We start from the raw sequence: 21051 nt of genomic DNA, 5'->3' as shown, positions 1-21051 counted from the left end.
ATACAAACAAAGAAATCAACCGATAATGCCCAAAAGTTGCGCCTGATGGCTTGGCGGGCTACGACCTTCCCGCAGATACGGAGGCCGAGAACCCTTGCTTTCGCGGCCAAAATCCGTATAAGCGCGCCATTCGTGGGCTCCGGCCGGGAGCTGAACGGACGGTCTCAGCAAATTCACCCGTTGATTTTGATGTGGCAGGGCCAGTCGGCCCGTCGTCCCGTGCTCCCGCCTTCTGAGCAGCTCGAGTCCTTTCCGAAGGTCTCGAAGGGCTTGTCGCCGGAAACCGCGCCAACACAGGAAAGGACAACCATGCCTCTTTACGAGCATGTTTTTCTCGCGCGTCAGGATGCGAGCACCCAGCAGGTGGATGAACTGACGGCCCAGATGACGGGCATCGTCGAACAGGGCGGCGGCAAGGTCACCAAGACCGAGAGCTGGGGCGTGCGCTCCCTCACCTACCGCATGAACAAGAACCGCAAGGCGCATTTCGTGCTGATGAACATCGACGCTCCGTCGGCTGTCGTCACCGAGATCGAGCGCCAGGAGCGGATCAACGAAGACGTCATCCGCTATCTCACCGTGCGCGTCGAAGAGCATGAGGAAGGCCCGTCCGCGATGATGCGCAAGGCCGACCGTGATCGCGAGCGCGACGATCGTGGCGGCGGCTTCCGCGGCGACCGCGAAGGCGGTGGTTTCCGTGGTGACCGTGAAGGTGGTGGTTTCCGTGGCGACCGCGGTCCGCGCCGTCCGCGCGAAGAAGAAGCTGCGACCGAGGAGTAATGAATCATGGCTGATGCTGGTGCCCGCCGTCCGTTTTTCCGTCGTCGCAAGTCCTGCCCGTTCACGGGCGCGAACGCGCCGAAGATCGACTACAAGGATTCCAAGCTGCTGATGCGTTACGTCTCCGAGCGCGGCAAGATCGTGCCGAGCCGCATCACGGCCGTGTCCGCCAAGAAGCAGCGTGAGCTCGCCCGCGCCATCAAGCGCGCGCGCTTCCTCGGCCTGCTGCCCTACGTTATCAGGTAATCGACTTCGGCCGGCGGCACGCGCCGCCGGCCGCTCATTCTCATAAGGCTTCCGGGTCGTCCGGTCGCCGATGGTTGGGGTTCTCCAGGCAGGACCCCTAACCGCTCAAAGGGGGCGGGACAGCTGATGATCGCGATATTCACCGTTGCACTTGCAGCCGGCGCCGCGTCGGCGCTGATGTTCGCCTCGATCACTTCGGGCGCGCTGATCTCGCTGCTGCTGTTCTATCTTGCGTCGCTGCCGCTGATGGTGACGGCGCTCGCGTGGGGACCGCTTCCGGCGGCCATCGGCGGCGTCGCTGCCGCCTCCGTTCTCGGCGCGATCTTCGGACTTCCCTACAGCATCGCGTTTGCCATGATGGTCGCCCTGCCCGGCTGGTGGCTCGGCCACCTCGCCCTGCTCGGACGGCCGATCGAGGTCGCAGCGGACGATGGCGCCACCCAACAGCCGACCGTGTTCGAATGGTATCCCGTCGGGCGGATCCTGCTCTGGATCGCGGCCTTTGCGGTGATCACCACAGCCGCCGCGTTGTTCACGCTCGGCTCGGATATCGACACCATCACCGGCGCGTTGCGGCGCGGCCTGTTCAAGGTGCTCAGCGCCGGCCAGGCGCAAGGCGGCGGCGAGATCGAACGGCTGGTCGACATGCTGGTGATCCTCGCGCCGCTGGCCGCAACGATCATCTCGATCGTCACGCTGACGCTGAACCTGTGGCTGGCCGGCAAGATCGCGCAGACCTCGGGGCGGCTGAACCGGCCGTGGCCGGAACTCCGCAGCACCGCGCTTCCGTCGATGGCGCTTGTCGCGCTGATGGCAGCCGCGGCGCTCAGCTTCGTCGGCGGCATGCTTGCCCTGCTGGCGCAGATCGTCACCACGGCGCTCGTGCTCGCCTATGCGCTCGTCGGCTTCGCGGTGCTGCACACCCTGACGCTGTCGCTCGCCAGTCGCGGTTTCTGGCTCGGCGGCATCTACGTCGTCGTCGTCATGTTCGGCTGGCCGATCGCAGCCGTGGCTGCGCTTGGCATCGCCGACGCCGTGTTCGGACTGCGGCAGCGCTACCTGCAAACAAGACCGCCGCCTTTGCCCGCGGCCTGAGATTCGATCCAACCACTTAACCCGATACTTAAGCATCTAAAGGAGAACGAAAATGGAAGTCATTCTGCTGGAACGCGTCGCCAAGCTCGGCCAGATGGGCGAAGTCGTGCGCGTCAAGGACGGGTTCGCCCGCAACTTCCTGCTGAAGCGCGGCAAGGCGCTGCGCGCCACCGAGGCGAACCGCGCCAGGTATGATGGCATGAAGGCCGAGCTCGAGGCCAACAACATCAAGGCCAAGGGCGAAGCCGCCAAGGTCGCCGAGAAGATCGACGGCCGCGACATCGTCATCATCCGCCAGGCCTCCGAGTCCGGCCAGCTGTTCGGTTCGGTCACGGTGCGCGACATCGTCGCCGCGCTGGCTGCCGACGGCGTCACGGTGTCCCGCCCGCAGGTCTGGCTCGACTCGCCGATCAAGGTGATCGGTGCGCAGAAGGTGACGATCGCCGTTCACCCCGAAGTCGAGACCGGCGTCACCGTGACGGTCGCCCGCTCCGCCGAAGAGGCCGAGCGCATCAAGCGCGGCGAGGACATCTCGACCCGCCGGGAAGACCAGGACGCCGCCGCCGAGGCGCTCGCCGCCGCCGGCGAGTTCTTCGATCCGGAAGCCCAGCACGACGACGAAGCCGCACCGGCGCCGGCTGCCGAAGAAGAGAAGTAAGCTTCTCGGTATCGTCCAACCGACTGCACGCGACGAAGCCCGGCCCTTATCAGGCCGGGCTTCGGATTCGTGCCGCCGCCTGCTCGTCGAGCATGGCGATCGACGCCAGCGCGGTCGCGGTATGCTTCTCCTTGCCGTCGATGATGCAGAACACGTCGGCTGCAACGACCGCGACCTGACGTCCCGGCTTGATCACGCGCGCCCGGCAGATCAGCCGATCGCCCGACGCCGGCGACAGCAGGTTCAGTTTGTACTCCGCCGTCAGCGCCGGCTGGCCGCGCGATGTCGCTGCTGCAATCGTGGTGGCGTTATCGACCAGGAACGCCGTCACCCCGCCGTGAAACAGGCCGTGCTGCTGCAACAGCTCGGGCCGCCGGTCGACCGCCAGCGTGCACGCACCGCGCGACAGCTCGGCCACTTCGGCACCGACAAGGCCCATAAAACCCTGACGGCCGACATTGTCGCGAATCCGCGTCGCGATCGGCGCGAAGTCCGGATCGGTCTCGCTCATGACGTTCCTCCTGCTCGCTCTGATGCACCCGGCGCCACCACCGCGCGGATCGCGCAGGCGATCAGCGTCTCGACCTGTTCGCGCGGATCGTTGTGATGGCGGCCCGACAGATAGGCGCGGCAGAAGATCTGCGCCGGCCCGATGATCTGGCTGAAGAACAGCACGGCGCTCATCGGCAGCAATTCGCCGCGCGCGAGCAGCGGCGCGCGCCAGCGCTCGATGCCCTCGGTGAGCCTGGAATTCTCGGTGCGCTGCGCGCCGCGCACCTCCTCACCCCACTCGCTGCGCGAAATCTCGAACAGGAAGCGCGCCTCGCGCCTGGAGGTCACGACCCAGTCGAGATGGGCGTGGATCAGCCGCGCAACGCCCTCGCCGGCGCCGCAGCTGTCGTCGACCGCGGTGATGATCGCGGCGTGATAGGCCTGCAGGATTTCCAGGAACAGGGTTCCGGCGAGCTCCTTCTTCGAGGTGAAGAAGTGAAAGAAGCTGCCATTGGATGCGCGGGCGCGGGAGCGGATCTCGGCCACCGTCGCGCCCTCGAAACCGTCACGGTCGAACACCGCCAGTCCCGCCGCCAGCAGATCTTCGCGCACCGTGCTCATTTCACCTCCTGCCTAGATATTTACTCTAGAGTTACGCTCTAGAGGCAGTCAAATGAATACGCCGGACCTCACGGCCCGGCGTTGGCGATTACTTCGAGGTCGGAGCCTCCGGAGGACCGGAGCCTGCCGTCGTCGGGGGCGGAGGTGGCGGCGGAGGCGGTGCGGCCGCGGTCACCGGCGGCGCAGCAGGCGCCGGTGCGGGAGCTGCGGCAGCAGCCGGCTCGGGCGAGGCCGGCGCCGGCGTGACCTGCGGAACCGGATCGGGCCGCGACGACGCAGCCGGTTCGCTGCCTGCGTTGCCGCCGACATCGTTTTTGGGCGCATCGACCTTGGCGGTGTCGGGCTGGCTGGCGGGCTTCGCCGGCTTTTCGGCCTCGCCCTTGTCCTCGTGCTTGATGGCGGTCTGGGCCTTGGGCTCCTGGGCCTTGGGTTCCTGGGCCTTGGGTTCCTCGCTCGTGGCCTCGCCCTTCGACGTGCCCTCGGACTTCGGCTCCTCGACGGGCTTGCCGCGCCGGCCATGCTTCTGACGGGACGGCTTCGCTTCACCCGCGGCCTGCGGCGCCTGGCCGTCCTCCGGCTTGGCGCCCTCGGGCGCCTCGCTCGGTCGAGCCATGCGCCTGCCGCGGTGAGCAGGACGTCCTTCGGGATTCGAACGGTCGGCGTCGGAATTGGCCCCCTCTTGCGGCGCCGCACTCTGATGCTGCCGGCGAGACGGACGCTCGGACGGCTGCTCCGGAGACTGGTTCGCTTCCTGGCGGCTTTCCCGATTGCCCTTGGCCCCCTTGGGCTGATCCTTGGCCTGGTAGCGCGGGTCGCTGGCGCCGTTCGACATCAGGTAGGATGCAAGCACCCCGGCCATGTCGCTCGACGTCGTGTAGTGCTGGCGCAGGAAGCCCGGCAGCGAGCCGGCCGGCACGGTCTTCAGGAGGCCGCGCGGGCTCTTGTGGCAGGTCGCGCATGTATTGGCGAAAATCTGCGACGGGCTTTTGCCGGCCTCGAGGTTTTGCGCCTGTGCTGATACGGCCGACAGGCAGCCAATCAGAAGCGTCACCGTCGCCAGACTGAGGGCTCGGCTCAACATTCCTTAAGTCTCCAGATTCCGGAAAAATCGCCGCCTGCGCCTCATGGATCGGCCGCGGCGGTCACCTTTTATCCGATTATCGCGCGAATGGAAGCGCGCGCGTGACGCATCCACGCAATTGTCACATTTTGGAATATCGGCTTTGACCACAACGCAATAGCGCGATCCAATTCCCTGCCTATGTTTGATTTGGGGACACATTGGAGTGATCAGCTCCGGTGGTGTCGGGTGCAGCTTCCCGTTCCGTTGGTGTTTCGATGGACCGACTGTTGCGATACGTCTTGGGGCGGTTCATCCGCCGCGGCTCGATCACGTTCACGACCGCGAGCGGCGCTCAATTCACCTGCGGCGACGGCACCGGTATCCCGGTTGCCGCGCGCTTCATGACCAGGGCGGCCGAATTCCGCATCCTGATTGATCCCGAACTTTATCTCGGCGAAGCCTTCATGGACGGCACGTTCGTGGTGGAGCAAGGCACCATCGCCGACGTGCTGGCGGTCCTGATGGGCCAGGCCGCCATGTTGCCGAACTTTGCCAGGATCCAGGCCTGGCTCCGATTCCTCGGACGGCGCGCCCAGCAGATCAACGTGCGCGGGCGCTCGAAGAGCAACGTCGCCCGGCATTACGACCTCGATGGCCGCCTCTACTCCCTCTTCCTCGATGCGGACAAGCAGTACAGCTGCGCCTATTTCGAGACCCCGGACACGGCGCTGGACGACGCCCAGCTCGCCAAGAAGCGCCATCTCGCCGCCAAACTCCTGATCGAGCCCGGCCACCGCATCCTCGACATCGGATCCGGCTGGGGCGGGCTCGGGCTCTATCTCGCCGAGATGAGCGGCGCCGACGTCACCGGCGTCACGCTGTCGACCGAACAATTGCAGGTTTCCAACGCCCGGGCGGCGGAGCGGAGCCTGACGCAATCGGCACGTTTCCTGATGCAGGACTACCGCGACATCCCCGGCCCGTTCGACCGCATCGTCTCGGTCGGCATGTTCGAGCATGTCGGCGTCGCCTACTACGAAACCTTCTTCAAGCACTGCGCCGAGCTGCTCAGCGATGACGGCGTCATGGTGCTGCACTCGATCGGGCGTTCGACCGGTCCCGACGTCACCAGTCCCTGGATCCGGAAGTACATCTTCCCCGGCGGCTACATCCCGGCGCTTTCCGAGGTCATGCCGGCGATCGAGAAGGCCGGCCTCTTGATCTGCGACATGGAAATCCTGCGCCTGCACTATGCCGAGACGCTGAAGGCGTGGCGCGAGCGCTTCATGGCGCGGCGCGAGGAGGCTGTGCGGCTCTACGACGAGGCCTTTGCCCGGATGTGGGAGTTCTATCTGGGCGCCTCGGAGATGTCGTTCCGCGTGCAGAACATGATGAACTTCCAGGTGCAGCTCACCAAGCGCCAGGGCATCGTCCCGATGACCCGCGACTACATCGTCCGCGAAGAGGCCCGCCTGCGGCTGAAGGAAGCCGACGCGGCCAAACCGCGGCTGCAACTCGCCGGCGAATAGATCTGAAGGAGTGGGTACCGCTAATTGCGCAGGCTGAAGGCCGAGCCGCAATGGGCAAAGGTCGGCGCCGGACGGGCCAAATGGGCCGCGGCGGCAGAGATCAGCCTGATATCGCAGGGAACATTCCGGACCTCCGGACGCGCCGCCTGCTCCATGGCGTCGACAAGCGCCGTCAGCCAGCGGCGGTCGATGCCGCCTGCCCGGGCCGACTGAAGTCGCGTTGTCTGAAACTCTCGAGCCATCGACGCCGTATCTTCCCTGAGCGGAGACAACCCGGAATCCGCCGGGTCGTTCCCGCGAATCTGCCGCAAAAAAAGTGCGGCAGATGTGATCTGCTTCACAGAGGTCCGTTCCGGGCTGTCGTAGTGGTCCGGAATGAGCCGAGAACCGCACCAGACGATGTTGGACCCGCAGCGCGATATCGCGACCGACTACGCCCTGATCGCCACCGGCGTCGTGGCCGCCTTGATCGCGCTGGCTTTCCTCATCCTGGTCTGAGGACCAGACGCCAACAGCCGCCTCGCCTTTCCATGGGTCCGCTGGCCCCGGAAAAGGTTCAGCCTGCGTCCGACTTTTGCCAACGACATTGCTGATCGGCCGGGACTCGCCCGGATTCGGGCAAAACGCCGTCAAGCGGAATGCGGCCGGCCGTTACGGATTCGCACAGCGCGTTGTGTGAATCGTGCATAAGAAACATCCGTCCTTTCGCTTCGTGCCGGGCTGGCGCTTGATCGCCGCCCCGCACCCGAAAATCTCAGTAACGACGAAATCAGAAGAATAAGCTCGTCCATGGCCTTGATTGATTCGAACATCCACAAGCTCGCGCCCGACGCCGCCTCGCCGACCTATCGGAGTGCGCCGCACAACATCGAAGCGGAACAGAGCCTTCTGGGTGCGATCCTGGTCAACAACGACGCGTTCTATCGCGTCTCCGATTTTCTTGAGCCGAAGCATTTCTTCGAGCCGCTGCACCAGACGATCTACGAGACCGCAAGCTCCCTGATCCGGATGGGCAAGGTCGCGACCCCCGTGACCCTGAAGACGTTCCTGCCGGCGGATACCGACATCGGCGGCATGACGGTCAGCCAATACCTCGCCCGGCTTGCCGCCGAAGCGACCACCATCATCAACGCGCAGGACTACGGCCGTACCGTTTATGACCTGAGCCTTCGCCGCAATCTGATCCAGATCGGCGAGGACATCGTCAACGTCGCCTACGACGCACCGGTCGACTTCGCGCCCCGCGCACAGATCGAGGACGCCGAGCGGCAGCTCTACAGCCTCGCCGAAACCGGCCGCTACGATGGCGGCTTCCAGCGCTTCGCGCAGGCGTTGACGATTGCCGTCGACATGGCGGCGAAGGCGTTCCAGCGCGACGGCAAGCTGTCGGGCATCTCGACCGGCCTGCGCGATCTCGATGCCCGGATGGGCGGCTTGCAGCCGTCCGACCTCATCATCCTCGCCGGCCGCCCCGGCATGGGCAAGACCTCGCTTGCCACCAACATCGCCTACAACATCGCCAAGGCCTATGAAGGCGAGGTCCAGCCGGACGGCACCACAAAGGCGATCCACGGTGGCTCGGTCGGCTTCTTCTCCTGCGAAATGAGCGGCGAACAGCTCGCCACCCGTATTCTCGCCGAACGCACCGGCATCCCCTCGAGCTCGATCCGCCGCGGCGGCATCTCCGAGCTCGATTTCGAGAAGATCCGCGACTGCTCGATCGAGCTGCAATCGCTGCCGTTCTATGTCGACGAAACCGGCGGCCTCTCGATCTCGCAGCTGACCGCGCGGGCGCGGCGGCTGAAGCGCCAGAAGGGTCTCGACCTGATCGTGATCGACTACATCCAGCTGCTGCAGGGCTCGGGCAAGAAGGGTAACGACAACCGCGTGCAGGAAATCACCGAGATCACCACCAATCTGAAGGCGCTGGCGAAGGAACTGAACGTTCCGATCATCGCGCTGTCGCAGCTCTCGCGTCAGGTCGAAAACCGCGACGACAAGCGGCCGCAGCTTTCCGACTTGCGTGAATCCGGTTCGATCGAGCAGGACGCCGACGTCGTGATGTTCGTGTATCGCGAGGAATACTACCTCGCCAACAAGGAGCCGCGCCCCGGCACCCCCGAGCACGAGAAGTGGCAGATGGAAATGGGCCTCGCCCACGGCAAGGCCGAAGTCATCATCGGCAAGCAGCGCCACGGCCCGACCGGCACGGTCGACCTGCACTTCGAGGCCAGCGTGACGCGCTTCGGCGACCTCGCGCCCGATGGCCAGGTTCCGGATCGCGCCTATTGACGTTTGGCCGCGGTTGAACGGCGCAAGGCGCCCGCGTACAACTGCGCCATGAACATCATGACCGACGCGAAAGCGCAGCTGACGCCCGAAGCCAATCTGCTGGCGGCCCATCCGACCGCCAGCGGCATCCTCACCGTCGACCTCGACGCCATCATCGCCAACTGGCGCAAGCTGGAGAAGACCGCGGTACCGGCCGAATGCGCCGCCGTGGTCAAGGCCAACGCCTACGGGTGCGGCGCCGAGCAAGTCTCCCGCGCGCTCGCCAAGGCCGGCTGCAAGACTTTCTTCGTCGCGACCGTCGAGGAGGCCGCCGCGGTGCGCGCGGCCGCTCCGGAAGCAACGGTGTATTCGCTCGGCGGCTTCTTCCAGAACACCGGCGACGCCTACGCCAGGATCGACTGCAAGCCTGTGATCGGCGATCTCAACGAGCTTGCCGAATGGGACGTGTTCTGCCGCCGCTCCGGCTGGTCCGGCGGCGCCGCCATCCATATCGATACCGGCATGAACCGGCTCGGGCTCACGGTGAACGAGGCGCAAGGCATCATCCCGCGGATCAATGCCGGCGACCACGGCATCACGCTTGTGATGAGCCACCTGGCCTCCGCCGAACTGCTCAACAATCCCGCCAACGCCAAGCAGCTTGCGAGCTTCCGCGAGATCGCGAGCCTGTTCACCGGCGTGCCGGCCTCGCTGGCGAATTCCTCCGGCGTGTTCCTCGGCGCCCAGTTCCAGTTCGAGATGGTGCGGCCGGGCTGCGCGCTCTATGGCGTCAATCCGACGCCGGAGGCCGACAACCCGATGCAGCAGGTGGTCGACCTCAAGGCGCGCATCGTGCAGATCCGCAACATCGATCGCGGCGAGACCGTCGGCTATGGCGGCACCTGGACCGCGCGCCGGCCGACCCGGCTCGCAATCGTCTCCGCCGGCTATGCCGACGGCTATTTCCGCGCCGCCAGCGCCAATGACGGTACCCGCGGCGCCGAGGTCGTGGTGGCCGGCAAGCGCTGCCCGATCGCCGGCCGTGTCTCGATGGATCTGATCGCGGTCGATATCACCGACCTCGACAAGAATGCCGTGCGCCGCGGCCACATGGTGACGCTGATCGGCGAAGGCATCACGGTCGACGAGGTCGCGCATCATTTCGGCACCATCGGCTACGAGGTGCTGACCAGCCTCGGCCGCCGCTTCGTGCGCATCTACAAGGGCGGCGATGCGGTCGCAGCGACAAGCGACGCGGCCGCCGAGAACAGCGAGCCGGCCGCCGCGCAAGCGGCACCTCCGACGTTGCCGACGACAGCGCCTGCCGCGCCTCCGCCGCTGCCGTCCGCCTGATGACATGCCTCGTCGCGACTGCACGTGCGCATGAAGATCGCGACCTTCAACATCAACAACGTCAATCGCCGGCTGCCGAACCTGCTGCACTGGCTGCAATCGGCCAGGCCCGACGTCGTCAGCCTGCAGGAGCTCAAGGCGAGCGACGCCGAGTTTCCCGCGGCCGCGATCGAGAAGGCCGGCTACGGCGCGGTGTGGCAGGGACAGAAGACCTGGAACGGGGTCGCCATCCTGGCGCGCAAGGCCGAGCCGGTGCTGATCCGCACCGCCCTGCCCGGCGACGCCGGCGATCATGAGGCGCGCTACATCGAGGCCGCGGTGCGCGGCATCGTCGTGACCAGCCTCTATCTGCCGAACGGCAATCCGCAGCCCGGGCCGAAATTCGATTACAAGCTCGCCTGGTTCAAGCGGCTGCGGGCGCATGCCGGCAAGCTGCTCAAGCAGGACGTGCCCGTCGTGCTCGCCGGCGACTACAATGTCGCGCCGACGCCGTTCGACATCTATCCGACCCGCTCCTGGGACAAGGACGCGCTGATCCAACCGAAGAGCCGCGCCGCGTTCAAGGCGCTGGTGGACCAGGGCTGGTGCGATGCGATCCGCAGGCTGCATCCGGATGATCAGATGTTCACGTTCTGGGACTACAAGCGCCAGCGCTGGCCGCGCGATGCAGGCCTCCGGCTCGATCACCTCTTGCTCAGCCCGCAAGTGGCGCCGCGACTGTTGAAAGCCGGCGTCGACCGCAACATCCGCGGCGAGGAAGGCGCGAGCGATCATGCGCCGGCGTGGGTCGTGTTGAAGTGATGGGTGGCACCCTGCGCCCCCAACGGCGCTGTCGTCCCGGCGAAGGCCGGGACCCATATGTGGACGGCCCCCGTGGCACAAGAGGTTTCTGGAACTGGTCGGATCGCTGTCATCCATATGTCCGGCCTGTTTGATGCGGTCGGATTGACCGCTGGGCCAAGATGGTTTCCGCGACGCGAGTGCCAAACAACCTGGCGACCTTCTGAAGGCCAATGGGTCCCGCGGCTTGTCTCGCGTGCTGGATCGATCGATCATTCCATCTGCTCTTGCAGCTCCGGTTCGGCCGGCGAGTGCAGCGTCCGGCCGGCCAAACTCTTAGGTGACGATTGCCGGCGCGGCATTGATCCGTGCGGCGTCGTAGTTCTCGCCCGTGACCATCAGCTTCCAGGCGATGCGGGCAACCTTGTTGGCGAGCGCCACCGCCGCCAGCTTCGGCGGCTTACGCTTGAGCAGCGCAACGAGCCAGCGCGAGGGCTGGCCGCGTCCGAGCCTTGCTTGCCGGATCACCGCAGTGGCTCCTGCCACGAGCAGCCGACGCAGGGTCTCGTCGCCGGCGCGGGTGATCTTGCCGAGCCTGGTCTTGCCGGCGGTGGAATGGTCTTTGGGTGTCAGGCCGAGCCAGGCCGCGAACCACCGGCCGGAGCGGAACGCGTGCGGGTCGGGGGTCTTCATCACCAACGCCGTCGCAATGATCGGACCGACCGAGGGGATCTGGGCCAGACGGCGGCTCGTGGCGTTGGCCCGGTGCCAGGCCAAAAGCTTGGCCTCGATCGTCTTCAGTTCGCCCTGCAGCTGCGTGTAGTCGCGGCCCTGCATGGCGAACAGCTCACGCGCCAGCGCCGGAAGGCTCTCGTCCTGCGCAATCCGTGCCAGCAGCGGCTCGATCTTGTCCAGTCCCTTGGCGGCGACCAGGCCAAACTCCGCCGCATAGCCGCGGATCGCATTGCTGAGCTGGGTGCGGCGGGCGATTAGCCCGTCGCGGACGCCCGTCAGCATCAGCGCGGCCTGCTGCTCGGCGCTCTTCACCGGCACAAACCGCATCCGCGGCCGGCTCATCGCTTCGCACAGCCCGTCCGCGTCTCGCCCGTCATTCTTGTTGCGTTCCACATACGGCTTCACCAGCTGCGGCGCCATCAGCTTCACCTCATGGCCGAGCTTGCCAAGCTCCCGAGCCCAGTAATGGGCCGCACCGCACGCCTCCATCCCGACCACGGTCGGCGGCAGTTTGGCAAAGAACTCCAGCACCTGCTTGCGCGACAGCTTCTTGCGCAACACCGCCTGCTCCGCCGCATCAACCCCATGCAGCACAAAAATATGCTTCGACGTATCCATTCCAATGCGGATAATCTCTCTCACGGACGGCTCCCTTGTCTGAGATTTGCAACAACCTCATTCTGGCACACTGATGCCGTAGGGGGCCGTCCACCCCATCAACCACAGGGTAGCGTCGTTGAAACACGCTGTGGCCTCAGCATCGCGCAACAATTTGCATTCGTGCTAATGGGTCCCGGCCTTCGCCGGGACGACGCTGAAATTGTTGAGAGGCTTGCGCCGTCGGGCAAATCAGTGGCATGGGCGATCTCCATCGGAGCGCGCAGATGGGCTTTCTCTTCGTCCTCATCGTCGGCCTGGTCGCCGGCACCATATCGGGCATCGTCGGCACCGGCTCGTCGATCATGCTGATGCCGGTGCTGGTCTATCAGTACGGGCCGAAGCAGGCGGTGCCGATCATGGCGGTCGCCGCGGTGATGGCCAATCTGTCGCGCATCCTGGCGTGGTGGCGCGAGGTCGACTGGCGCGCCTGCGTCGCCTACTCGATCACGGGCATTCCGGCCGCGGCGCTCGGCGCGCGCACCCTGCTCGCGCTGCCCTCGCGCGCGGTCGACATTGCGATCGGCGTCTTCCTGATCGCAATGGTGCCGGTGCGGCACTGGCTGGCGCAGCACAGGCTCGAAGCCAATCTGTGGCATCTGATGATCGGCGGCGCGCTGATCGGCTATCTCACCGGCATCGTGGCCTCGACCGGCCCGCTCAGCGTGCCGCTATTCCTGTTCTACGGCCTCACCCGTGGCGCCTTCCTCGCCACCGAAGCGGCAAGCTCGCTCGGGCTCTATGTCAGCAAGTCGGTGACCTTCGAGCGCTTCGGCGCGCTGACGCCCGACATCGCACTGAAGGGCCTGATCGCCGGCGCCTCGCTGATGGCCGGCGCCTTCATCGCCAAGCGCTTCGTGCTGCAGCTGAAGCCGGAGTCATTCCGCCTGATCATGGACGGCATCATGCTGGCGGCGGGCACGGCGTTGCTGTGGTCGGCGATGGCGCAGTAAAATTCCGACATCGACTGCGTGAGACCATGCCTTGGGCAAACGGATTTCACCGTGACGAACACCAACATCCTCCCGATGATGTCGTAATTCTACGGGGCTTTGCGCATCGGGTGGCGTGTACCCCGAAAGAGTTTTGTTGAGCGCTCACCTTCCGTTGTTATCCGGATTGCCACCGTCCGGCCACTGCGTTTATGACAACTTCATTACTTGCACCTGATCGTTTGCGGAAAAGAACTTTGCTCCAGCAGGCATCACAGGGTTGATCGACGACCCGGATGCGAACCCCGAGAGTCAGGCGACACATGGTGCGCAGATGAAGCGCACACCTCAACGGTCGTTGTCATCGACACCTGATGCGTTCGGGTATCGCAAGTCGAAGCATTGGGAGTCGCGGGTCGTCAAATCCGCGACAGGCAGGAAAGGCAGGCGTGCGATGCGCAAGATGACGATGACGATTGCGGCGATCGTGACGCTCGCACTTGCCGGCGCTGCCCTGTGGCCGACGGCAGGGCCCGATATCGAACAGTTCGGAGACAGCGTTTACGAAACGATCTGGGTCTGGCGAATTCCGGCCTACGCGAGCAATCCATCCTGGCGCGTGCGCTGGAGCTGGAGCGATCCCCTGCGCGCGCAGGCACGATGCTGCCGGGCTTTGCCGACGGGTTCCGTGCTGCGCGAGACTCCGCCGCTGCTGCTGTCGGGGCGAGACATCCGCGTTTGAATCCGGCCGCCGATCGGGCGTCCGCGCATTTGATTCAAATTCGCGCTGTAGTTGAACTTACTTTTTATCCTTAACCAGAAACCCGATCTTTAATTTACATCTGCACGATGCGGTTTACCTTGTCTCCGCGGACACAGCGGATTCAGGGACAACAACAAAATGCGTCGGTTAAGCTTCACGCTGTCATTGGCCTTGTTTCTCGCAGCACGAAGTCTGGGCGCCGCCGCCGACGACACGAAATCGGGCCAATCGGGTTCGGCTGTCGCCGCCGACCGCGTCGCATGTTCCCTGCAACCGAAAGCTGAGGAACCGTTCGATCCGTCGTCGACCTCGGCGATACCTCACGCCGAAAAATTCATCGGGCGGGAACATTTCAAGGAGGACATCGCGTCCAGCGCTGCGGTTAAGATCTCCTGGCTGGGCGCGACATTCGCACAACGTTTCGCGAACAAAGTCGAGGACGATGCCGGCGGCGCGTCGCTGCAGACCTTCGTCCTTAGCGCGACCTCGAGCGACAAGGAGATCCTGGCCAGACTGGGTCCAAGCCAGGAGAGCCGACTGGCGGATGTCTGGTGCACGTTGAAGCAGCAGGCCAATGGCAATGGCGGCCCGCTGGAGATCAACGCCAAGCCGAACGTGTTCTACGTCCGTGATAGCGCGGGCGAGCTCGGCGCCGTCGATGTGCTCTGGGGCGGCGTCGGATGGGAGATCGGTGCCAGCCCGGTCGGCGACAAGCCGCGATGGCCGGCCGGAACGCGGGTCTTCTCCCGCTGATTCCGATCTGCCTGTCGCGCGTTCCGTCGTCGATGGATCGTGCTCGCCGGCCGAACCGTGCTATGCATCGTGCGCAATAGCGCGACTCACCTGCTCCATGGCCAAATCGACCCTCTCCTTCGTCTGCCAGAATTGCGGCGCTGCGTATAATCGCTGGCAGGGCAAATGCGACTCCTGCGGCGACTGGAACACGCTGGCCGAGGAAGACACCACGGGCTCGGTGCCGGTCTCGATCCGCTCCAAGCGCAAGGGCCGCACGTTTGCCCTGGAGTCGCTCTCCGGCAAGACCCAGGACGCGCCGCGGCTGTCGTCGGGCATGGCCGAGCTCGACCGCGTCACCGGCGGCGGCTTCGTCCGCGGCTCGGTGCTTCTGGTCGGCGGCGATCCCGGCATCGGCAAATCCACGCTGCTGACCCAGGCGACCTCCATGATGGCGCGCGCCGGCCACCGCGCGGTCTATATCTCTGGCGAAGAGGCGGTCGCCCAGGTGCGGCTGCGCGCCGAGCGGCTCGGGCTCGCCGACGCGCCGGTGCAGCTCGCGTCCGAGACCTCGGTCGAGGACATCGTCTCGACGCTGTCGGAAGGCGCGGTGCCGCGGCTGATCGTGATCGACTCGATCCAGACCATGTGGACCGACACGGTGGAATCCGCGCCCGGCACGGTGACCCAGGTCCGCGCCTCGGCGCAGGCGCTGATTCGTTTTGCCAAAAAGACCGGCGCGGCGATCATCCTGGTCGGTCATGTCACAAAGGACGGCCAGATCGCGGGTCCCCGCGTGGTCGAGCACATGGTCGATGCGGTGCTGTCGTTCGAGGGCGAAGGCTCGCAACAGTTCCGCATCCTGCGCTCGGTGAAGAACCGCTTTGGCGCGACCGACGAGATCGGCGTGTTCGAGATGACCGGGCTTGGCCTGCGCGAGGTCACCAACCCCTCGGAATTGTTCCTCTCGGAGCGCGAGCTCGGCAGTCCCGGCACGGCGGTGTTTGCCGGCATCGAGGGCACCCGCCCGGTGCTGGTCGAATTGCAGGCGCTGGTGGCGCCGACCTCGCTGGGCACGCCGCGCCGCGCCGTGGTCGGCTGGGACCCGAGCCGGCTGTCGATGGTGCTGGCGGTGCTGGAAGCGCATTGCGGGGTCAAATTGTCCGGACATGACGTCTATCTCAATGTCGCGGGCGGCCTGCGCATCCAGGAGCCGGCCGCGGACCTCGCCGCGGCCGCCGCGCTGGTGTCCTCGCTGGTGAATGCGCCGCTGCCGACGGATGCGGTGTATTTCGGCGAGATTTCGCTGTCGGGCGCGATCCGCCCGGTGGCGCAGACCCCGGCCCGGCTGAAAGAGGCCCTCAAGCTCGGCTTCGGCCGCGCCATCCTGCCCGAATCGGCCCGCGGCGAGAGCGGCGGCGATGCGGGGCTTGCCCTCAACAGCGTCGGCAATCTGACCACGCTGGTCGCCGAAATCGCGGCCCGCGGAACGCCCAGAGGTGGCCGCGGTACGCCAAGTGGCGACCGGGCTGCGCCACGGGGCGACGAAAGCAGCTCAGGGGGCACTGATGCGGCTGAGAAAAATGCCACACCGGCCCGATTCCGTCGCGAGACCAGCTAAAGCGGGCGTGACGTATCAGCCCCCCGCCGCTATACATCCGGCGCGCGGGAAAGGAGGCTGTCCGGCCTTGCCGGATGCCCCCGATGCGCCTCAGTTAGGACGGCACCGACACGCCGATTCGCGAGAGCCCTTAACAGCGTACCGAAACGCACCAGCGGACCTGACCAGCCGATGCCCATAACGATACTCGATCTCGTCCTGCTCGGCGTGATGCTGATCTCGGGCCTGCTTGCCATGGTGCGCGGCTTCATGCGCGAGATCCTGTCGATCGCGGCCTGGGGCGCCGCCGCGCTGGTCACGCTGTATGCTTTCTCGAAGCTGCTGCCGACCGCCAAGACCTACTTCAACAACGACACGGTCGCCGCCGTGGTCGTGGTCGCCGGCGTCTTCATCGGGACGCTGATCGTGGTCTCGATCATCACGGTGCGGATCTCCGACATGATCCTGGATTCCCGGATTGGCGCGCTCGACCGCACCCTCGGCTTCCTGTTCGGGCTCGCCCGCGGCCTCTTGATCGTGGTCGTGGCGTTCATGTTCTTCACCTGGCTGGTTCCGGACAAGCAGCGGCCCGACTGGGTGACCGGAGCGAAGTCCCGGGTGGTGCTGCAGGGAACCGGGGATTGGCTGATGTCGCTCTTGCCTGACGACCCCGAGAACACCATCTTAAAGAAGTTCAAGAAGAATAAGCCAGACGACGATTCTGCGGCCGATACCAACGATCAGGCGACGCCGGCGTCGGGCGATGGCTATAGCAAACCTGCGCGTGACAGCTTGAAAAAGCTGATCGAGAAACCCGCGGGCCGATAAACTATTTGGTTTGGGCCCCTTACGAGAGGCGATGAACGAGATGCAGACCCCTTCCGATCACGCCGACCAGATGGATCTCGACCTCGGCCCGATCGAAATGCAGGAACATCCTCGACAAGACCATCTCCGGGAAGACGATCTTCGCTACCATCCTGACCTGGATGGCGACTCGCTCCGCGAGGAATGCGGCGTGTTCGGCGTCTTCGGCCACTCCGAGGCCGCCGCGATCACCGCGCTCGGCCTGCACGCCCTGCAACACCGCGGCCAGGAGGCCGCCGGCATCGTCTCGTTCGACGGCGCCCGCTTCCACAGCGAACGCCGCCTCGGCCTGGTCGGCGACGCCTTCTCCCGCCGCGAGGTGATCGAGCGGCTGCCCGGCAACGCCGCGGTCGGCCATGTCCGCTACTCCACCACCGGCGGCACCATCCTGCGCAACGTGCAGCCGCTGTTCGCCGAGCTCAGCGCCGGCGGCTTTGCGGTCGGCCACAACGGCAACCTGACCAACGGCCTGACCTTGCGCCGCGAGCTGGTCAAGGGCGGCGCCATGATGCAGTCGACCACCGACACCGAGGTGATCCTGCATCTCGTCGCGCAGTCGAAGCGCACCCGCTTCATCGACCGTTTCATCGAGGCGCTGCGCACCATCGAGGGCGCCTATGCGCTGGTCGCGCTCACCAACAAGAAGCTGGTCGGCGCGCGCGACCCGCTCGGCATCCGGCCCCTGGTGCTCGGCGATCTCGACGGCCGTCCGATCCTGACCTCGGAGACCTGCGCGCTCGACATGATCGGTGCGAAGTATGTCCGCGACATCGAGCCCGGCGAGATCATCGTGTTCGACGAGAAGGGCGCACACAGCCACAAGCCGTTCCCGCCGAAGCCGGCCCGGCCCTGCATCTTCGAATACATCTATTTCGCGCGGCCGGATTCCATCGTCGGCGGCCGCTCGGTCTATGATGTGCGCAAGGCGTTCGGCGCCCAGCTCGCGCGAGAGAGCCATCCCGATGTCGACGTCGTGGTGCCGGTGCCGGATTCCGGCGTGCCCGCCGCGGTCGGTTACAGCCAGTATTCCGGCGTGCCGTTCGAGCTCGGCATTATCCGCAACCACTATGTCGGCCGCACCTTCATCCAGCCGACCCAGACCGTGCGCGAGCTCGGCGTGCGCATGAAGCATTCGGCCAACCGCGCCGCGATCGAAGGCAAGCGCATCATCCTGATCGATGACTCGCTGGTGCGCGGCACGACTTCGAAGAAGATCGTGCGCATGATGCGCGACGCCGGCGCCCGCGAGGTACATTTCCGCCTCGCCTCGCCGCCGATCCTCTATCCCGACTATTACGGCATCGACCTGCCGGACCGCGGCGGTCTCCTGGCGGCGACCCATTCGCTGGAGGAGATGCGCGACATCATCGGCGCCGACTCGCTCGCCTTCCTGTCGATCGACGGCATGTACCGCGCGATGGGCTATGAGGGGCGCGACCCGGCAAATCCGAGATTCGCCGACCATTGCTTTACCGGCGCCTATCCGACCCACCTCACCGACCAGAGCGAAACCGAGCCCGCGCCGCGCCAGCTCTCGCTGCTGGCGGAGGCCAGCTGACGCGAAGCGTCATCCCGGGGCGCGCGCAGCGCGAACCTCAGATGCGCAATTGCGCATCAGGGGATCTCGACGTTGTTTTGCTGTCATGCCTCAAATCTCCAGATTCCGGGTCTGGCCCTTCGGGCCATCCCGGAATGACAGCACTTTCGCTGATGGCCGGGCTTGTCCCGGCCCTTTCTGTCTGTAATACCCGCCGCGAGACACGGACGGACAGCCATGACAAAACCCCTCGCCTCCCGAATTGCCCTCGTGACCGGCGCCTCGCGCGGTATCGGCTATGCGACATCGGTCGCGCTGGCCAAAGCCGGCGCGCATGTCGTGGCGGTGGCGCGCACGCAAGGCGGGCTGGAAGAGCTCGACGACGAGATCCGCAAGGACGGCGGCAGCGCCACGCTGGTGCCGCTCCCGCTCACCGATTACGACGGCATCGCCCGGCTCGGGCTCGCGCTGCATGAGCGCCACGGCAAGCTCGACATCCTCGTCGGCAATGCCGGCACCGCGGGCCCGTCCTCGCCGCTCGGCCATATCGAGCTGAAACCGTGGAACGACGTGATGGCGATCAACGTCACCGCCAACTTCCAGCTGATCCGCTGCATGGATCCGCTGCTGCGCCAGTCCGACGCCGGCCGCGCCGTGTTCGTGACCTCGGGCGTGGCCCACAAGGCCAGCGCCTATCTCGGTCCCTATGCGGCCTCGAAGGCCGCGCTGGACGCGCTGGTGCGCTCCTGGGCCAACGAGACCGCCAATACAGCGCTGCGCGTCAATCTGTTCAGCCCCGGCCCGATCCGCACCCGGATGCGCGCGCAGGTGTTTCCCGGCGAAGATCCGATGACGCTGGATACGCCCGACATGGCCGCCGAATTCATCGTGCCGATGTGTTCGCCGGAGTGGACCGAGACCGGCAGACTCTACGACTACAAGGCGCGCACGCTGCGGACGTTTCAGCCGCCCGCGTAGGCCTTCTGCCGTCATTGCGAGAAGCGCAAGCGACGAAGCAATCCATGCCTCCGTGCGAGCGGAAAGATGGATTGCTTCGCTGCGCTCGCAATGACGACTGCCGGTTGACACTCCCCCCGCCCCGCGATTGACTGCCCTCCCCAGCGGGACCACCCGCCAAGAAAAATCTCGGGAGGCATCATGACGCCGACGTTCAATCGCGCGCGCTCCATTCTGTCCGGATTGTTTCTCTCCGCCGGCATCGCCTCATCAGCCCTTCTTGCGCCGATCGCGCCCGCCAAGGCCGGTGACGTCCCGACCTTCGCGGTCGATGCCTCCTGGCCGAAACAGCTGCCCAATAACTGGATCATCGGCCAGGTCGGCGGCATCACCGTCGACTGGCAGGGGCATATCTGGGTAATCCACCGGCCGCGCTCGCTGACCGACGGCGAGAAGGCAGCAAGCCTCACCCCGCCGCGCGCCAAATGCTGCGTGGCGGCGCCGCCGGTGCTGGAGTTCGACGCCGACGGCAATCTGCTGCGCGCCTGGGGCGGCCCCGGCGACGGCTATCAATGGGTCGGCCGCGAGCACGGCATCGAGGTCGACGAGCGCGGCTTCGTCTGGGTCGGCGGCAATGCCGACGACGACAGCGCGATCCTGAAGTTTTCGCTCGACGGCAAATATCTCGGCCAGATCGGCAAGATCGCAGCTCGCACCAACAGCAACGACACCACGCAGCTCGGCCGCCCCGCCGAGATGGCGATCGACAAGGATGCCAACGAGCTCTACATCGCCGACGGCTACGGCAACCGCCGCGTCATCGTGTTCGACGCGACGACGCTGGCCTACAAGCGGCACTGGGGCGGCCACGGCAAGACACCGAGCGATGACAAGCAACCACCCTACGATCCGAGCGCCGCGGTGCAGGAGCAGTTCGGTAACCCCGTGCATTGCATCAAGATCGCCAATGACGGGCTGGTCTATGTCTGCGACCGCAGCCAGGACCGCATCCAGGTGTTCCAGAAGGACGGCACCTTCGTCAGCGAATGGTTCTACGAGAAGAACACCCGCGGCGACGGCGCGGTGTTCGATCTCGCGCTATGGCCCGATCCGAAGCAGACCTATCTGCTCAACGCCGACGGCGCCAACAACGAGATCCGTGTGCTCAAGCGCGACGATGGCTCCGTGGTCGGCACCTTCGGCCATAGCGGCCGCAATGCCGGGCAATTCGCCCTGCTGCACGTCATGGCCGTCGACCAGAAGGGCAATGTCTACACCGGCGAAGTCGAGGGCAAGCGGATCCAGAAGTTCAAGCTGACCTCCGACGCGCTGAAGTAGAGACGACCAAAGGATGACGCTTCGACGCAGCTCATCCGGCTTTAT

The 21051-nt window shown here is 65.6% G+C and carries 22 protein-coding genes; 17 read left to right on the top strand and 5 right to left on the bottom strand.

Annotated features, from left to right (window positions below; translation table 11 throughout):
- Window positions 1-309: 309 nt before the first annotated feature.
- The 4 genes from rpsF (at window position 310) to rplI (ending at window position 2779) form a co-directional block, all read left to right on the top strand.
- Window positions 310-780 carry a 30S ribosomal protein S6 gene (gene rpsF / locus ACVILL_RS30435; RefSeq protein ID WP_456734403.1) on the top strand — a complete coding sequence of 157 codons (471 nt, stop codon included), beginning with the start codon at window positions 310-312 and terminating at the stop codon, window positions 778-780.
- 6 nt (window positions 781-786) lie between these two features.
- The gene (gene rpsR, locus ACVILL_RS30430) at window positions 787-1026 is read left to right on the top strand and encodes a 30S ribosomal protein S18 (RefSeq protein ID WP_016844287.1); all 240 of its coding nucleotides are present in this window, start codon (window positions 787-789) and stop codon (window positions 1024-1026) included.
- A 126-nt stretch (window positions 1027-1152) separates the two neighbouring features.
- Window positions 1153-2121, top strand: a complete 969-nt coding sequence (locus ACVILL_RS30425) for a DUF2232 domain-containing protein (protein WP_456732430.1) — start codon at window positions 1153-1155, stop codon at window positions 2119-2121.
- A 52-nt stretch (window positions 2122-2173) separates the two neighbouring features.
- Entirely contained in the window at window positions 2174-2779 is a 606-nt protein-coding gene (gene rplI, locus ACVILL_RS30420) for a 50S ribosomal protein L9 (RefSeq protein ID WP_456732429.1), read from the top strand.
- Between the two features lie 49 nt (window positions 2780-2828).
- Here the strand turns inward: rplI and ACVILL_RS30415 are convergent, their stop codons facing one another.
- The 3 genes from ACVILL_RS30415 to ACVILL_RS30405 form a co-directional block, all read right to left on the bottom strand.
- A complete protein-coding gene (locus ACVILL_RS30415) occupies window positions 2829-3290 on the bottom strand; it encodes a PaaI family thioesterase (RefSeq protein WP_456732428.1) in 462 nt (153 codons plus the stop codon).
- Window positions 3287-3892 carry a TetR/AcrR family transcriptional regulator gene (locus tag ACVILL_RS30410; protein WP_456732427.1) on the bottom strand — a complete coding sequence of 202 codons (606 nt, stop codon included), beginning with the start codon at window positions 3890-3892 and terminating at the stop codon, window positions 3287-3289. The genes ACVILL_RS30415 and ACVILL_RS30410 overlap by 4 nt, the downstream gene beginning before the upstream one ends.
- Window positions 3893-3980: 88 nt before the next feature.
- Window positions 3981-4973: a hypothetical protein gene (locus ACVILL_RS30405; protein ID WP_456732426.1), complete on the bottom strand. Its 993-nt coding sequence runs from the start codon at window positions 4971-4973 to the stop codon at window positions 3981-3983.
- 257 nt (window positions 4974-5230) lie between these two features.
- Here ACVILL_RS30405 and ACVILL_RS30400 point away from each other — a divergent pair, with 257 nt between their 5' ends.
- A complete protein-coding gene (locus tag ACVILL_RS30400; protein ID WP_456732425.1) occupies window positions 5231-6484 on the top strand; it encodes a class I SAM-dependent methyltransferase in 1254 nt (417 codons plus the stop codon).
- A gap of 20 nt (window positions 6485-6504) precedes the next feature.
- Here ACVILL_RS30400 and ACVILL_RS30395 read toward each other — a convergent pair whose 3' ends face one another.
- On the bottom strand, window positions 6505-6825 hold the full coding sequence (locus tag ACVILL_RS30395) for a hypothetical protein (RefSeq protein ID WP_456732424.1): 321 nt from the start codon (window positions 6823-6825) through the stop codon (window positions 6505-6507).
- A 34-nt stretch (window positions 6826-6859) separates the two neighbouring features.
- Here ACVILL_RS30395 and ACVILL_RS30390 point away from each other — a divergent pair, with 34 nt between their 5' ends.
- The 4 genes from ACVILL_RS30390 (at window position 6860) to ACVILL_RS30375 (ending at window position 10909) form a co-directional block, all read left to right on the top strand.
- Complete coding sequence (locus ACVILL_RS30390) at window positions 6860-6982, top strand: hypothetical protein (RefSeq protein WP_456732423.1); 123 nt, start codon at window positions 6860-6862, stop codon at window positions 6980-6982.
- A 291-nt stretch (window positions 6983-7273) separates the two neighbouring features.
- On the top strand, window positions 7274-8776 hold the full coding sequence (locus tag ACVILL_RS30385) for a replicative DNA helicase (RefSeq protein ID WP_456732422.1): 1503 nt from the start codon (window positions 7274-7276) through the stop codon (window positions 8774-8776).
- Window positions 8777-8824: 48 nt separating this feature from the next.
- The gene (alr, locus tag ACVILL_RS30380) at window positions 8825-10108 is read left to right on the top strand and encodes an alanine racemase (RefSeq protein ID WP_456732421.1); all 1284 of its coding nucleotides are present in this window, start codon (window positions 8825-8827) and stop codon (window positions 10106-10108) included.
- A gap of 30 nt (window positions 10109-10138) precedes the next feature.
- Window positions 10139-10909, top strand: a complete 771-nt coding sequence (locus tag ACVILL_RS30375) for an exodeoxyribonuclease III (protein ID WP_456734402.1) — start codon at window positions 10139-10141, stop codon at window positions 10907-10909.
- Window positions 10910-11224: 315 nt separating this feature from the next.
- Here ACVILL_RS30375 and ACVILL_RS30370 read toward each other — a convergent pair whose 3' ends face one another.
- Window positions 11225-12265 (bottom strand): IS110 family RNA-guided transposase, encoded by a 1041-nt coding sequence (locus tag ACVILL_RS30370; protein ID WP_456729119.1) that lies wholly within the window; start codon window positions 12263-12265, stop codon window positions 11225-11227.
- 242 nt (window positions 12266-12507) lie between these two features.
- Here ACVILL_RS30370 and ACVILL_RS30365 point away from each other — a divergent pair, with 242 nt between their 5' ends.
- The 8 genes from ACVILL_RS30365 to ACVILL_RS30330 all read left to right on the top strand — a co-directional run bounded on the left by ACVILL_RS30365 (window position 12508) and on the right by ACVILL_RS30330 (window position 21006).
- Window positions 12508-13233, top strand: coding sequence for a sulfite exporter TauE/SafE family protein (locus ACVILL_RS30365; protein WP_456732420.1), 726 nt, complete (start codon window positions 12508-12510; stop codon window positions 13231-13233).
- A gap of 259 nt (window positions 13234-13492) precedes the next feature.
- Window positions 13493-13954, top strand: a complete 462-nt coding sequence (locus tag ACVILL_RS30360) for a hypothetical protein (RefSeq protein ID WP_456732419.1) — start codon at window positions 13493-13495, stop codon at window positions 13952-13954.
- A gap of 159 nt (window positions 13955-14113) precedes the next feature.
- Entirely contained in the window at window positions 14114-14728 is a 615-nt protein-coding gene (locus ACVILL_RS30355; RefSeq protein WP_456732418.1) for a hypothetical protein, read from the top strand.
- A gap of 97 nt (window positions 14729-14825) precedes the next feature.
- Window positions 14826-16328 (top strand): DNA repair protein RadA, encoded by a 1503-nt coding sequence (radA, locus tag ACVILL_RS30350; RefSeq protein WP_456732417.1) that lies wholly within the window; start codon window positions 14826-14828, stop codon window positions 16326-16328.
- 171 nt (window positions 16329-16499) lie between these two features.
- Complete coding sequence (locus ACVILL_RS30345; RefSeq protein ID WP_021079832.1) at window positions 16500-17135, top strand: CvpA family protein; 636 nt, start codon at window positions 16500-16502, stop codon at window positions 17133-17135.
- A 97-nt stretch (window positions 17136-17232) separates the two neighbouring features.
- Window positions 17233-18732, top strand: coding sequence for an amidophosphoribosyltransferase (gene purF, locus ACVILL_RS30340; protein ID WP_456734401.1), 1500 nt, complete (start codon window positions 17233-17235; stop codon window positions 18730-18732).
- A gap of 216 nt (window positions 18733-18948) precedes the next feature.
- The gene (locus ACVILL_RS30335) at window positions 18949-19689 is read left to right on the top strand and encodes an SDR family NAD(P)-dependent oxidoreductase (RefSeq protein WP_456732416.1); all 741 of its coding nucleotides are present in this window, start codon (window positions 18949-18951) and stop codon (window positions 19687-19689) included.
- A 180-nt stretch (window positions 19690-19869) separates the two neighbouring features.
- Entirely contained in the window at window positions 19870-21006 is a 1137-nt protein-coding gene (locus tag ACVILL_RS30330; protein ID WP_456732415.1) for a hypothetical protein, read from the top strand.
- The last annotated feature ends 45 nt before the right edge of the window (window positions 21007-21051 follow it).

Source organism: Bradyrhizobium sp. USDA 3364 (genome assembly GCF_054056355.1).
This window is presented reverse-complemented; position numbering and strand designations above follow the sequence as displayed.

Excerpts from the sequence above, each read along its gene's own strand:
- rpsF (WP_456734403.1), top strand. The coding sequence starts at position 310 with ATGCCTCTTTACGAGCATGTTTTTCTCGCGCGTCAGGATGCGAGCACC.
- rpsR (WP_016844287.1), top strand. The coding sequence starts at position 787 with ATGGCTGATGCTGGTGCCCGCCGTCCGTTTTTCCGTCGTCGCAAGTCC.
- ACVILL_RS30425 (WP_456732430.1), top strand. The coding sequence starts at position 1,153 with ATGATCGCGATATTCACCGTTGCACTTGCAGCCGGCGCCGCGTCGGCG.
- rplI (WP_456732429.1), top strand. The coding sequence starts at position 2,174 with ATGGAAGTCATTCTGCTGGAACGCGTCGCCAAGCTCGGCCAGATGGGC.
- ACVILL_RS30415 (WP_456732428.1), bottom strand. The coding sequence starts at position 3,290 with ATGAGCGAGACCGATCCGGACTTCGCGCCGATCGCGACGCGGATTCGC.
- ACVILL_RS30410 (WP_456732427.1), bottom strand. The coding sequence starts at position 3,892 with ATGAGCACGGTGCGCGAAGATCTGCTGGCGGCGGGACTGGCGGTGTTC.
- ACVILL_RS30405 (WP_456732426.1), bottom strand. The coding sequence starts at position 4,973 with ATGTTGAGCCGAGCCCTCAGTCTGGCGACGGTGACGCTTCTGATTGGC.
- ACVILL_RS30400 (WP_456732425.1), top strand. The coding sequence starts at position 5,231 with ATGGACCGACTGTTGCGATACGTCTTGGGGCGGTTCATCCGCCGCGGC.
- ACVILL_RS30390 (WP_456732423.1), top strand. The coding sequence starts at position 6,860 with ATGAGCCGAGAACCGCACCAGACGATGTTGGACCCGCAGCGCGATATC.
- ACVILL_RS30385 (WP_456732422.1), top strand. The coding sequence starts at position 7,274 with ATGGCCTTGATTGATTCGAACATCCACAAGCTCGCGCCCGACGCCGCC.
- alr (WP_456732421.1), top strand. The coding sequence starts at position 8,825 with ATGAACATCATGACCGACGCGAAAGCGCAGCTGACGCCCGAAGCCAAT.
- ACVILL_RS30375 (WP_456734402.1), top strand. The coding sequence starts at position 10,139 with ATGAAGATCGCGACCTTCAACATCAACAACGTCAATCGCCGGCTGCCG.
- ACVILL_RS30365 (WP_456732420.1), top strand. The coding sequence starts at position 12,508 with ATGGGCTTTCTCTTCGTCCTCATCGTCGGCCTGGTCGCCGGCACCATA.
- ACVILL_RS30355 (WP_456732418.1), top strand. The coding sequence starts at position 14,114 with ATGCGTCGGTTAAGCTTCACGCTGTCATTGGCCTTGTTTCTCGCAGCA.
- radA (WP_456732417.1), top strand. The coding sequence starts at position 14,826 with ATGGCCAAATCGACCCTCTCCTTCGTCTGCCAGAATTGCGGCGCTGCG.
- ACVILL_RS30345 (WP_021079832.1), top strand. The coding sequence starts at position 16,500 with ATGCCCATAACGATACTCGATCTCGTCCTGCTCGGCGTGATGCTGATC.
- purF (WP_456734401.1), top strand. The coding sequence starts at position 17,233 with ATGCAGGAACATCCTCGACAAGACCATCTCCGGGAAGACGATCTTCGC.
- ACVILL_RS30335 (WP_456732416.1), top strand. The coding sequence starts at position 18,949 with ATGACAAAACCCCTCGCCTCCCGAATTGCCCTCGTGACCGGCGCCTCG.
- ACVILL_RS30330 (WP_456732415.1), top strand. The coding sequence starts at position 19,870 with ATGACGCCGACGTTCAATCGCGCGCGCTCCATTCTGTCCGGATTGTTT.